This window comes from Micromonospora sp. C51, from assembly GCF_018070435.1.
Lineage (GTDB): Bacteria > Actinomycetota > Actinomycetes > Mycobacteriales > Micromonosporaceae > Micromonospora > Micromonospora sediminimaris.
Genome location: NZ_JAGPXQ010000005.1, coordinates 173740 through 186014, shown reverse-complemented (window position 1 = coordinate 186014; position 12275 = coordinate 173740). Strand labels below are relative to the sequence as shown.

Annotated in this window: 11 protein-coding genes; 5 read left to right on the top strand and 6 right to left on the bottom strand. The window is 69.4% G+C overall.

The annotated features are described in order from the left end of the window. On the bottom strand, positions 1–2415 hold the full coding sequence (locus KBX50_RS09200; RefSeq protein ID WP_247673371.1) for a hypothetical protein: 2415 nt from the start codon (positions 2413–2415) through the stop codon (positions 1–3). Beyond that, complete coding sequence (locus KBX50_RS09195) at positions 2412–3203, bottom strand: deoxyribonuclease IV (RefSeq protein WP_210936280.1); 792 nt, start codon at positions 3201–3203, stop codon at positions 2412–2414. Before KBX50_RS09195 ends, KBX50_RS09200 begins: the two co-directional genes overlap by 4 nt. A gap of 508 nt (positions 3204–3711) precedes the next feature. Here KBX50_RS09195 and rpsF point away from each other — a divergent pair. From rpsF to rplI, 4 genes are all read left to right on the top strand, one after another. Continuing rightward, positions 3712–4002, top strand: a complete 291-nt coding sequence (gene rpsF, locus KBX50_RS09190; RefSeq protein WP_093409369.1) for a 30S ribosomal protein S6 — start codon at positions 3712–3714, stop codon at positions 4000–4002. Between the two features lie 99 nt (positions 4003–4101). Further along, complete coding sequence (locus KBX50_RS09185; RefSeq protein WP_093409371.1) at positions 4102–4611, top strand: single-stranded DNA-binding protein; 510 nt, start codon at positions 4102–4104, stop codon at positions 4609–4611. A 41-nt stretch (positions 4612–4652) separates the two neighbouring features. Continuing rightward, on the top strand, positions 4653–4892 hold the full coding sequence (rpsR, locus tag KBX50_RS09180) for a 30S ribosomal protein S18 (protein ID WP_007073789.1): 240 nt from the start codon (positions 4653–4655) through the stop codon (positions 4890–4892). A gap of 13 nt (positions 4893–4905) precedes the next feature. Then, a complete protein-coding gene (gene rplI / locus KBX50_RS09175; protein ID WP_093409374.1) occupies positions 4906–5352 on the top strand; it encodes a 50S ribosomal protein L9 in 447 nt (148 codons plus the stop codon). Positions 5353–5430: 78 nt separating this feature from the next. On the opposite strand, the gene KBX50_RS09170 is transcribed toward rplI, so the two are convergent. Further along, a complete protein-coding gene (locus KBX50_RS09170) occupies positions 5431–7071 on the bottom strand; it encodes a hypothetical protein (protein WP_210936278.1) in 1641 nt (546 codons plus the stop codon). A 376-nt stretch (positions 7072–7447) separates the two neighbouring features. Here KBX50_RS09170 and dnaB point away from each other — a divergent pair, with 376 nt between their 5' ends. After that, complete coding sequence (gene dnaB, locus KBX50_RS09165) at positions 7448–10390, top strand: replicative DNA helicase (protein ID WP_374224587.1); 2943 nt, start codon at positions 7448–7450, stop codon at positions 10388–10390. Between the two features lie 4 nt (positions 10391–10394). On the opposite strand, the gene KBX50_RS09160 is transcribed toward dnaB, so the two are convergent. The 3 genes from KBX50_RS09160 to KBX50_RS09150 all read right to left on the bottom strand — a co-directional run bounded on the left by KBX50_RS09160 (position 10395) and on the right by KBX50_RS09150 (position 12271). Beyond that, positions 10395–11069: a maleylpyruvate isomerase N-terminal domain-containing protein gene (locus KBX50_RS09160; protein ID WP_210936274.1), complete on the bottom strand. Its 675-nt coding sequence runs from the start codon at positions 11067–11069 to the stop codon at positions 10395–10397. Positions 11070–11223: 154 nt separating this feature from the next. Then, entirely contained in the window at positions 11224–11619 is a 396-nt protein-coding gene (locus KBX50_RS09155) for a zf-TFIIB domain-containing protein (RefSeq protein ID WP_210936272.1), read from the bottom strand. 19 nt (positions 11620–11638) lie between these two features. Next, positions 11639–12271: a phosphoribosyltransferase gene (locus KBX50_RS09150; RefSeq protein WP_210936270.1), complete on the bottom strand. Its 633-nt coding sequence runs from the start codon at positions 12269–12271 to the stop codon at positions 11639–11641. Positions 12272–12275 lie beyond the last annotated feature (4 nt).

The window sequence follows — 12275 nt, the reverse complement described above, 5'->3', positions numbered from 1 at the left end:
TCAGAGGCGGAAGACGACGACGTCGTCGATCTCCTCACGGGTGATGCCCAGCCCGTCGACCGGTGCGTCGACGCTGACCTCCCACGGGGTGCCGGCGATTTTGTCGCGCAGCACCAGCACGTTGTGCACGCCCAACGTGCGCAGGTAGTCGACGCTTGTCTGGTCGGGGAAGGTCATGGTGACCCGGCGTACGTCATCGAGCTGACGTGGGGTGAAACCGCTGCCTCCGTTGACGATGTCCTGGAAGCGCGTGGTGGACCACAGCATCACCGGTTGGTCGTGGTTCTGCCCGCTGGGCAGCACGAGCAGCGGGCCGTCGACCGAACGCATCGCCGCCGGCTGCGCCGGCACCACCGGATGAGGTGTGGTGTTGGTGCCCTCGGCGATCACCAGCAGCAGCGGCACCAGGGTCGCCAGCCGCAGCCAGGGGCTCGGCCAGGAGGGAATCCGTTCGGCGGAGATCTCCCGGACCCGCTCGGCGAACGCGCTGACCGCCCCCGCCGCGAGCAGCCCGAGCAGCAACGTGGCCCAGAGCATCAACCGGCCCGGGGTCCGGATGCCGCTCCAGCCGGGCAGATGGTCGAAGAGCGGTACGTAGGTGAAGCGACCGCCGAACAGCTCGGTACCCATCGACAGGGCCATCGCGACCAGCACCCCGGCGAGCAGCAGGAGCCGTTGGCGGAGCTTCCAGATGGAGAAGAACAGCCCACCGAGAGCCAGCGCGTACAGCACGAAGCCGGGCAGCAGGGTCATCTCCGGGTGCCACGGCAGGAGCGACCGGGCGCCTTCGTGCAGCCCGCCCCAGAGGCGGGACTCGGCCGGGGCGGTGACGAAACCGGTCACGGGTGGCGAGAAGATGGCGATGTCGCCGATCGTCCGTTCCGCGTTCGGGTGCAGTTGGGTGACGGTGAAGTACGGGATGGCCATCAGGACGCCCACCCCGGCGAAGATCAACCCGCCGATCAGGTCGGCGACGAACAACCGCTGGCCGAAGGGGCGCTTGAGCCGCCAGAAGATTCGTTTGGCGTACCAGATGACGGCGGCCACCAGCACGGTGCCGGCGAGGACGTACGCGAACGGCAGGCCGATACCGAATCCGAGGCTCAGCTGCCAGGCGGCCACCAGCCAGCCGGCGTACACCCAGCCCTCGTGCCGACGCTCCGGTCGGTAGCCGTGCCGCAGCGACCAGCCGTGGCCCCGGGCCAGCATGGCCAGCGCCAGCGGAATGCCGCCGTTGGAGACCACGTGCAGGTGGCCGGCCTGGGCCAGCAGCCACGGCGCGTAGGTGTAGGCGGCGCCGACCACCGCGGAACCCGTCCGGCTCGCGCCGAGCTGCCGGGCCAGCACGTACGCGCCGAAGGTGGCGAGGGCGTGCGCCAGCACGAACATGATGTTGTAGCGAACGAGGGCGGCCTCGGGGCCGCCGCCGATCATGCCAGCCGGCGCGTACCCGAGCAGGGTGTCCGAGAAGGCGAAACTCCACCGTTCCGGGAAGAACGCGTTGGCGTGCCAGAGTTGGGCCGGTTCGGTCAGCAGGATGTGCCCGGACCAGGCCATCTGCCAGGCCTGGAGGCTCGGGTCCCAGTAGTCCTGCGGCAGCGTGTGTGCCGGGTAACGCAGTGTCGGCCAGGTCATCAGCACTGCCAGCGCCAGTGACGCGACGGCGGCCAGCGTCCACTCGTGGACCAGCAGCCGGCCGACCCGCCGGCCCAGCCGCCCGTACCAGGTGGGCACCGGCTCGGGTGCGGGCCCGAAAGCGGCCCACGGGTCCGGCTTGCTCTCGTCCTTCGCCGGGGTGCCGTCGGGCTTGCTTCCGTCCGTTGCCGGTTTGCCGTCGGGCGTGCCGCTGTCGCCCGCGCTGGCCCCGTCGCCGCCCGCCTTCTTTCCGTCCTTGTCCTTCTCCCCAGCCTCGTCCTGGTGGGCGACCTTGCTCTTGTCGTCGATCCGGTCGTTGCCGCTGCCGTTCGTCTTGGCCTTGTCGTTGGTGTCGGCCTTACTCTGGTCGGCAACCTTGCCCGCGGCCGCGGTCTTGCCTGCGGCGACCTCATTCTGATCGGCAGCCTCGCCGGCTGCCGGCGCCTTCCCTGTGGCGGCCTTGTCCCGATCGTTGCCGTTGCCCACGCTGGCGTTCTTGCCAGCAGCGGCCCTGCCGGTGGTCGGGTTCGCTGAGGTGCCTGCGTTCTTGCCCGGAGCCTCGTCGGCGTTGGTGCGCTTCCGCGTCGTGCGAGCCGTGTCGGCCGGACCGCTCCCGGTGGCCTTGCCCTGGTCAGCCTCGTCGGAGGCGCTCGCCCGGACCTCGTCGCCCGGGTCGCGCCGGTACTGCTGGTCGGTGCCGCCGGGCACCGGACCACCGGTGGCCCGAGCGTCGCGCGAGGTCGGCCTGGGGCCGCCGGGGGCGGACTGGTCCGTGGTCATCGTGCTCCGGTCTCCCCGTCGAGTTGCCGACGCAGGAAGGCGATGTCGTTGCCCTGCCCCTCGACGCCTCCCGGCGTCTCCACGATGACCGGCGCGTCCGCCGCGCGGATCACCGCAACCAGGAGCTCCGGGTCGATCGTCCCGCCCGACAGGTTGTCGTGGCGATCCCGCCCCGACCCGAACCCGTCCTTCGAGTTGTTGGCGTGTACCAGGTCGATCCGGCCGGTGATCGCCTTCACTCGATCGACGAGGCCGAGCAGTTCCTCCCCGCCGGCGTGGGCGTGGCAGGTGTCGAGGCAGAAACCGACCTCCTGGTCACCGACCGCGTCCCAGAGCCGGGCGAGCGCATCGAGCCGCCGGGCGCAGGCGTTCTCGCCACCGGCGGTGTTCTCGATCAGCACCGGAAGCCCGAAGCCGCCCGACTCTGCCGCGTACGACAGCGCCTTGCGCCAGTTGTCGAACCCGGTCGCCGGGTCGTCACCGGCGTTCACGTGCCCACCGTGCACCACCAGGCCCTTGGCACCGATCGCCGCAGCCGCTTTCGCGTGCGCGAGCAGCAGCTTGCGGCTGGGGATACGGATGCGGTTGTTGCCGGTGGCGACATTGATGACGTACGGCGCGTGCACGTAGACGTCGACTTCGGCACCGATCAGCGCTGCCGCGTCGGAGCGGGGCTGCGGCGACTTCCAGCCCTGAGGGTCGGAGAGAAAGAACTGCACGGCGTCCGCTGCTCGGGCGGTCGCCTCCGCCAGCGGCTCGGTCGGATCGACGTGGGCTCCGATACGCATGCAGGCGAGCCTACGTCCCGCCACCGACGGGCGGGCCGACCGCCCGCTACCTGGCCGCGTCACCGGCACCGGTGGCAGTCGTTGATGCCAATGGATCCTCCGGTCAAGACGACACAGCAGCACTCGGTACAAAAATGTCGGCAATTTTGGTATTTGCCCCATGAAGCGCCAGCTTCCACGATAACGTCAGGTAACAACGTGATAAAGCTCCGCGGGGCGTCTCCGGTCCAACCTCATCGGTGTGGTCGTTCCTCCCCAGGTCCCACCCAAGGAATGCGGACCAGGCGCCCCGCGGCCCCGTGGCCGGGGGTCCGTGCCGACAGCGACGTCGGCCCGGACCCCCGGTTCGCTGTGCCGTCACCTCGGTGATGGTGATCGTCAGGGCCGGGTATCCTGGTCCGGTTGTCCGTCCCCGGTCGGGTTCCCCCGATACCGGAACGGGCCACGACGCACGACCTCCTGCCACGGAAGGACCGTGGCCGCCTAGCCCACAGGAGGTGAGCACGTCTTGCGTCATTACGAAATCATGGTGATCCTCGACCCCAGCCTCGAGGAGCGCACCGTCGCCCCGTCGCTCGACACGTACCTGAACGTGATCAGGACCGCGGGTGGCTCGGTGGAGAAGACCGATGTGTGGGGCCGCCGACGCCTCGCCTACGAGATCAACAAGAAGGCCGAGGGCATCTACGCCGTCATCGACCTCCAGGCGACGCCGGAGGCGGTGGCCGAGCTGGACCGCCAGCTGCGGCTCAACGAGTCCGTGCTGCGTACGAAGGTCCTCCGGCCGGAGATGCGCTAGCAAACCCACCCCGGCCCCATCCGGAACAGCCTCACCGTTGCTGTCGGAGGGTTCTGAGAACCTGTACGGCGGAACGGATGAGCGCGCGAGGAGTTGGTCATGGCAGGAGACACCACCATCACGGTCATCGGCAACCTGACCGATGACCCCGAGTTGCGGTTCACCCCCTCCGGTGCCGCGGTCGCCAAGTTCCGGGTCGCCTCGACGCCCCGGTTCATGGACAAGGCATCCGGTGAGTGGAAGGACGGCGAGCCGCTGTTCCTCTCGTGCACCGTCTGGCGGCAGGCCGCCGAGCACGTGGCGGAGTCGCTACAGCGCGGCGCCCGCGTGATCGTCTCGGGCCGGCTGCGTCAGCGGTCCTACGAGACCCGCGAGGGTGAGAAGCGCACCGTCATCGAGCTGGAGGTCGACGAGATCGGCCCGTCACTGCGCTACGCCACGGCGAAGGTGCAGAAGATGTCCCGGTCCGGCGGCGGTGGCGGCGGCTTCGGTAGTGGTGGCGGTGGTGGCCAGGGCGGCGGAGGCAACTTCGACGACCCCTGGGCTTCGGCTGCACCGGCCCCCTCACGTTCGGGTGGCGGCAACTTCGACGAGGAGCCTCCGTTCTAATGGCGCCGAGCGCCCGTGATCGTAAACCAGGAGCAAGAGCAATGGCGAAGGCTGCGGCACTGCGCAAGCCGAAGAAGAAGGTGAACCCGCTCGACAAGGACGGGATCACGTACATCGACTACAAGGACACCGCGCTGCTGCGCAAGTTCATCTCCGACCGCGGCAAGATCCGCGCTCGGCGGGTGACCGGCGTCACCTCGCAGCAGCAGCGGCAGATCGCCCGTGCGGTCAAGAACGCCCGTGAGATGGCGCTCCTGCCGTACACCGCGACGGCCCGCTGAGAGAGGCACCGACATGAAGATCATCCTGACTCAGGAGGTGTCCGGGCTCGGTGCCCCGGGCGACATCGTGGAGGTCAAGAACGGCTACGGCCGTAACTACCTGCTCCCGCAGGGCTTCGCGATCGCCTGGACCAAGGGCGCGGAAAAGCAGGTCACCCTCATCAAGCGGGCCCGTTCGGCCCGCGAGATCCGTGACCTGGATCACGCCAACGAGGTGAAGGCACAGCTCGAGGCCCTCAAGGTGACCCTGAAGGCCCGCGCCGGTGAAGGTGGCCGACTCTTCGGCTCGGTCACCCCGGCCGAGATCGTCGATGCCGTCAAGGCGGCCGGTGGTCCGGCCCTCGACCGGCGGCGGCTGGAGGTTTCCGGCCACGTCAAGTCGATCGGGTCGCACCCGGTGCGGATCAAGCTGCACCCCGAGGTGACCGCCACGTTCAACCTCAACGTCGTGCAGGGCTGAGTCCCGGCCGGCAAATGACGCAGGGCCCGCACCGTCCACCGGTGCGGGCCCTGCGTCATTGTTCGTCCGAATGAGCGATCAACCGATGGGTTGACCGGTCACCGCGCTGATCATCACCGTCGAGAGACCGCCACCCACCACGGCGGCGGCGAGCGCCACAGTGGTCGGACGCCAGGTCGTACCCACCCGACGCAGCAGCATCGCGATCGCCAGGCTGCTGGCCAGGGCCAGGCCGAAGCGCGGCAGCCCGCCCACCATCGCCCCGAACGCCCGCGCCCGGGGCGACTCGCAGCCACCACCACTGATGTCGGTCACACAGCCCACGGGTGGGGCACCGTCCAGGGTCAGCAGCCAGACGAAGACCACGACCGCCGGAAGGACGTAACAGGCCGCGGTGTAGAGCAGAGGCAGCCAGGGGCCACCCGTATCGGGATCAAGCAGGTCGTCTTCCAGCCGGCGGTTCCAACTGGCGTTGCCCACCGACTCGATGCGACGTCGTACCGCCGCCATACCGACCGGTCGAGCCTGCGGAACCGCAGCGGTACGCCGCCGTGGCACCGGGCGGGGACGCGGTGCGGTGTAGCCCACCACCGGCGACCGGGGTGCCGAAGCGGGCGCATCCACCCAACGCGGATCGTCACCGGCCAACCGGGTACCCGGCCAGAAGGTCTCCTGCGGCGGCGCCGGCTCGGGTCGACTGCTCCAAGACCACTGCTGTGCACCGGGTGCGCCATCCGACCGGGGACGCTCCGTACGATCCCAACGTTCCGGCTCGGAGTAGTCCTCCCACCTGTTGCGGTCCCGCTGCCGTTCCCGTCGATCAAGCTCGGGATCGCGGTCCCACTGGCCCGTGCTGTCCGGCTCCAGCCACTGCTCCGACGGCGACGACTGAAGCCACTGGCTCGTACTGTCGGCGTCCCAGGGGTCGACCGGGCCGGAATCGCCCCGACGATCCGGGCCGGCGGGCTGCTCCCAGGCGTGCAGACCTGAGGCATCCCACGGATCCACCGCAGGTCGGGGCGGTGCTGGTTCCGCCGTCCGCTCCCACGGGTCCACTGCCGGACCGGGCGCAGGCTCCACCGACCGCCGCCGACGCCGAGGCGTCGGGTCGGCGGCCGGCTCCGAGTCGGAGGTCTGCTGACCCTCGTCCGCCAGGCCGGACCAGGTCACCTGGCGTTGGCGGGACTGTGCGCGACGAGGCCGACTCTGTGGCGCCACACCCGAGACCGGATCGTCCTCCTCGGCCCGGCGGCTGCCGACGTACCCCTCCTCCTGTGGACGGTCGAAGGTCCACTCACGCGTGTGGTCGGACTGCGGCGGCACCACTGCCGGCGACGAGGCGATGGCGCGGGGTGGCGGATCACGCCAATCAGCCTCAGGGGAGCGCCGGCTACGACTGGCCCGGGAAGCGCCTGAAGCTCGCCAGTCGCCATCGCCGTAGCGCGGGCGGTCGTCATCGTCATCATCATCCGGCGCGGCATGCCGACCGCCACCATCGACGCTGCTGACTCCCGACTCCAGCGCCCAGCGCGGCAGATACGGCTCGGCCGGCTCCTCCTGGCCGCGCTCGATGGCCCGCCGACGGCTCGGGGTGCGGTAGCGCTCGACCGCCGCGTCGTAACGGCCGGCCCGTGAATCCTCGACGGGCTCGGCCCACGAAGCGGTCGGTCGCCGCTCGCGCGGACCGTCCTCCCCGCGTGCCCAGTCCCGGTAACTCACGGCCGGAGCGTGACCCTTCTCAACCGAAAGTGCAATCCGCTGTCCAGGTGTAGCCGTAGGGCACCGATCTTACGGGAGGTTCAGGACAAAGCCCTACCCGGAAATTCCCTCCACAGGCTGGGGAAAAAGTTTCCGCAGGTCACAGGCGTGTCGGTGAGAATTCCCCATCCGTTATCCACACCCTGTGCACACGCTGCGCACATGGTTGTCCACCTGAGTCCACAGGTTGTCCCGAGGCTCGTCCACCGCCACGGTTGAGCGGCTGACCTCGGAGTCCGTATGGTTGCCACCGACCTGCCGACCCGATGGCCCCCGATCGAAGCGGCCGGTCGACGTTGTCGCACCCGGGCGGTAAGCCTGGAACCGATCCGACGCAGTGGAGGGGGGCCCGGTGTCGGTCACCGACGACAGGCGGACGGAGTCGTTCCCGGGCGGCGGGCAGCAGTCCGGTGACGGGCCGCGCGCCGGTCAGTTCGACAAGACGCCGCCGCAGGATGTCGCCGCGGAGCAGTGCGTCCTGGGCGGCATGCTGCTCTCCAAGGACGCCATCGCCGACGTCGTCGAGATCCTCAAGACCAACGACTTCTACCGGCCGGTGCACGCCACCATCTTCGACACCATCCTGGAGATCTACGGCAGGGGCGAGCCGGCCGACGCCATCACCGTCGCGGCGGCGCTGGCCGACTCCGGCGACCTGGCCCGCGTGGGTGGCGCCCCGTACCTGCACACGTTGATCGCGAGCGTGCCGACCGCCGCGAACGCCGCCTACTACGCGCGCATCGTCAGCGAACGCGCGGTACTCCGGCGTCTGGTCGAGGCCGGCACCCGGATCGTCCAACTCGGCTACGGCACCGCGAACGGTGGTAGCCGGGACGTGGACGACATTGTCGACCTGGCTCAGCAGGCCGTCTACGACGTCACGGAACGCCGGGTCAGCGAGGACTTCGCGGTCCTGGCTGACATGCTGCAACCGACGCTCGACGAGATCGAGGCGGTCGGTGCCCAGGGCGGCGTGATGACCGGTGTGCCGACCGGCTTCACCGACCTGGACCGCCTGCTCAACGGCCTGCACGCCGGGCAATTGATCATTGTGGCGGGGCGACCTGGCCTTGGAAAGGCGCTGGCACTCGACACACCCCTGCCGACCCCCACCGGCTGGACGACGATGGGTGAGGTGCAGGTAGGCGATCAGCTGATCGGTGCGGACGGCCGCCCCACCACCGTCACGCACGCCTACGAGGTGCGCCACGACCGCCCCTGCTACGAGGTCGAGTTCTCCGACGGATCAGTCATCGTCGCCGATGCCGAGCACCTGTGGACGACGACCACCCGGGCCTCACGCCGCCAACAGAATGAGCTCCGGCCGCGCTACCAGTGGGATGCCTCGGCACGCGCCAAGGCGGCAGCCGTACACCGGGCTGTCACCACCATCCCCGACCGGCTTGTCACCCACCGGGAAGCCGTGGAGATCGCCGGATCCCGGTTCCGGTACGTCCTGCACGTAGTGGCGGCCAAGGTGGGCATCGCCGGCACTGTCGAACGTCAGTACTCGCGAAACGGCAAGCCCTGGCGTCGGACGGTCGACGCCTACAGCGCCCATGCCCTGTTCGACGCCCATCTGAGCCGGGTCATGAACAGCAATACGACTGTGGCACACCCTCGGGCCGTCACTACCGAACACATCGCCGCGACACTGCGGCATCCGGCTGACGGGCGCGCAAACCACGCGGTGGCCAATGCTCAACCGCTGTCCCTTCCCGCCCGCGAGGACCTGCCGATCCCCCCGTACACGCTTGGCGTGTGGCTGGGCGACGGGCACTCGGCAGGTGCCCGGTTCACGTCGGCGGACCCGGAGATCGCACAGTATGTCGAAGCCGATGGCTTCATCGTCGCCCCGGGAAGCGGGACCTACTCCTACGGCATCAAGCTGCCACCGCGGGCACCACTCGACGATCGTCGCTGCATCGTCTGCGGCGTCATCTTCACTCCCCGCGCGTCTGCGGTAAGAACCTGCGGAAGGACGTGTGGCGCCAGGTCGAGGGGCATGGTCGGGACCGCCGACCGCGGAGGCTGCGAGACCTGCGGTACGACAGCGAAGTCGAGCTGGAACGGTGCCCGCCACTGCGCAACGTGTCGCCGGTTGCGTGGCTCGTTCACCGGGCTGCTTCGAGCCGCCGGTGTCCTGAACGACAAGCACATTCCGCAGCCTTACCTCCGAGCGTCGGAGGAGCAGCGACGGGAGCTGCTGGCGGGACTGCTCGACACCGACGGTACTGCTGCGGCAGCCGGACACGTCCAGTACACCACCACCTCGGAGCGGATAGCCAAGGATGTGTACGAGCTCGTCGTCAGCCTGGGCTACCGATGCTCGATCAACCGCAAGCGAGTCAACGGCCGTACCCCCGAAAGCTCGACGGCTTTCACATTGAGCTTCTCGACGGCGGACGAGGTATTCCGGCTGACCAGGAAGCGGGAGTCGCACGCTACGCGCCGACACGCGGTCGGCCGGGCGGGTACCCGATCCCGCTACATCGTGGATGTGCGACCGGTGCCGAGTGTCCCCGTGCGGTGCGTCACGGTCGACAACGAGGATCACCTTTACTTGGCCGGTCGATCAATGATTCCCACGCACAACAGCACCGCGAGCATGGACTTCGCGCGCAACGCCGCGATCCGTGCCAACCAGGCATCGGCGATCTTCTCGCTGGAAATGAGCAAGGTCGAGATCGTCATGCGGCTGCTCTCGGCCGAGGCCCGAGTGCCACTGCATGTGCTGCGAAGCGGGCAACTTTCCGACGACGACTGGACCAAGCTCGCCCGATGCATGGGTGAGATCAGCGAGGCGCCACTGTTCGTCGATGACACACCCAGCATGAACCTGATGGAGATCCGGGCGAAGGCCCGTCGGCTCAAGCAGCGGCATGACCTCAAGTTGATCGTGGTCGACTATCTCCAGCTGATGACCTCGCCGAAGCGTACCGAGAGCCGGCAGCAGGAGGTCGCGGACCTGTCCCGTGGCCTGAAGCTGCTGGCCAAGGAAGTCGAGTGTCCGGTCATCGCGGTCAGCCAGCTGAACCGTGGCCCGGAACAGCGCACCGACAAGCGTCCACAATTGTCCGATCTACGCGAAAGTGGGTCTATTGAACAAGATGCGGACGTTGTCATACTTCTGCACCGGGACGACTACTACGACAAGGAGTCGCCGCGGGCCGGGGAGGCGGATTTCATTGTTGCCAAGCACCGGAATGGTCCGACCGACACGGTGACCGTCGCCGCTCAACTGCACCTGTCGCGCTTCGTCGACATGGCGATCGTCTGACCGCTCACCCGAGCACCGGGAAGCGGATGGCCGATGCACCGAGTTCGCCTCGCTCCGGTCTGGTGAGCGGCAGCCGTCCGGAGGCCTTGAGCAGGTAGTGGTGGTCGTTCCAGCCGTCCGGTCGGGTAACGGCACCGCCGAGCAGGGCGTCCACGGTGGCCACTGCGACCCGGGTCGCGGCCGGTCCGGGTAGGGGCGCGTCCGGTAGGTCCAGCACCAGGTCAAGGTGGTGGATCACGGCTTCGGTGGTGAGGGTGTCCAGCAGGTCGGCGACCCGCAGCACGTGGCCCTGGGTGGTGACGAAACCGGCCGGATCTGCGTTGCCGGCGGCGCGTACGGCGGCCGGCGCGGTGTCGGCCCAGAGCCGGACCACCTCGGACGGGCGGTCGAACGCGGCAGCGGAGCGGCGGGCCCACCAGGCGTGCCGGACGTTCCCGTCGCCGCCCGGAAACGAGTGCCAGTAGCCGACGGAGTCGACGGTGGCCGGTGGTTCGGCGGGGCTGGCCAGTGCGACGAGTGCCCGCTGGGCGTCGCAGAGCAGGTGAAAGAGGAGGTCAGCGACCATCCACCCCCGACACCGGGTGGATCGTTGCAGATCGAGGTCGTCCAGATCGGCGACGGCCGAGGTGATTCCGTCGTATGCGTTGGCCAGTGCGATGTGCGAAGCTCGCGACCCCATGTGGGCAGCGTCCCACAGCTGAAGTCGGGCGGCGCGTTCAGCAGCGGCGGGGGACGGCGATGCCAGCGCGTCCGCTCACGCTCGGTCTCGTGCAGCATGGCGGACCGGACCGGGCCGGCCGGTCGGACGGCCCGGTCGCTCAGGGTTGTGCTGCTCAGCCGAACATGTCGTCGAGGAAGCTCTTGCGCTTCTTCCGGCGGTAGTGCCCGTGGTAGCCGTAGTGCTGCTGGCTGTGGCCGTAGGCGGGTGCCGGGGCCGGGTAGCCGTGCTGCGGTGGCGGTGGCGGCGGCACGGCGCCGTAGCCCGGCTGGTGCGGCGCAGGCGGCGGAGGCGGGGGCTGGTAGCCGCCCGGCTGCGGTGCGTGCTGGGTCGGCTGCGGGGCGGGGGGCGCCTGCTGGGCGCTCCAGTTGGCCTCCGCCTCGAACAGCTTCTCCAACTCACCGCGGTCGAGGAAGATCCCCCGGCACTCGCCGCACTGGTCGATGACGACGCCACTGCGCTCGTACTGACGCATTTCTCCGTGACACTTGGGACAGGTCAGGCTCATCACCCGACGGTACCTGGTCGACTCACGGGGTAGCGGTCAGCGCCTCCGTCACCTCGTCGTCGGACACCTCGTGGAAGTCGTCGTAGTACGCCCCGACGGCGGTGAAGGCATCCGGCCGCTGCGCACAGATGACCTGGTCGGCCTCGGCGGCGAGCATCTCGTACGCCTGCTGGGCCCCGACCGGCACGGCGACCACCACCCGCCGGGCACCGAGATGACGGGCCACCTGCACGGCGGCTCGGGCGGTCGCCCCGGTCGCCAGGCCGTCGTCGACGATGACGGCGATACGCCCGGTCAGGTCCAGCGGCGGCCGGCCGGCGCGGTAGAGCTGTTCGCGCCGGTCCAGCTCCGCCTGTTCCCGGCGCTGCACGTCGGCGATGTCGTCGGGGCCGAGCTGCCCGGCCACCACGTCGTTCACCACCCGTACGCCGGCCGGACCGAGCGCGCCGAAGGCGACCTCGGGGGCCCACGGCATGCCCAGCTTGCGTACCACCAGCACGTCCAGTGGCGCGCCGAGGCGTTCGGCGACTACCTGGGCGACCGGCACGCCGCCGCGTACCAGGCCCAGCACGACGACGTCCGGTTCGCCGATCAGGGCGGTGAGTCGGTCGGCGAGCACCCGGCCCGCCTCGCTGCGGTCGCGGTAGGTGGTCATGCCC

Coding starts and splice junctions, on each gene's coding strand:
- KBX50_RS09200 (WP_247673371.1), bottom strand. CDS start 2,415: ATGACCACGGACCAGTCCGCCCCCGGCGGCCCCAGGCCGACCTCGCGC.
- KBX50_RS09195 (WP_210936280.1), bottom strand. CDS start 3,203: ATGCGTATCGGAGCCCACGTCGATCCGACCGAGCCGCTGGCGGAGGCG.
- KBX50_RS09185 (WP_093409371.1), top strand. CDS start 4,102: ATGGCAGGAGACACCACCATCACGGTCATCGGCAACCTGACCGATGAC.
- rpsR (WP_007073789.1), top strand. CDS start 4,653: ATGGCGAAGGCTGCGGCACTGCGCAAGCCGAAGAAGAAGGTGAACCCG.
- rplI (WP_093409374.1), top strand. CDS start 4,906: ATGAAGATCATCCTGACTCAGGAGGTGTCCGGGCTCGGTGCCCCGGGC.
- KBX50_RS09160 (WP_210936274.1), bottom strand. CDS start 11,069: ATGGGGTCGCGAGCTTCGCACATCGCACTGGCCAACGCATACGACGGA.
- KBX50_RS09150 (WP_210936270.1), bottom strand. CDS start 12,271: ATGACCACCTACCGCGACCGCAGCGAGGCGGGCCGGGTGCTCGCCGAC.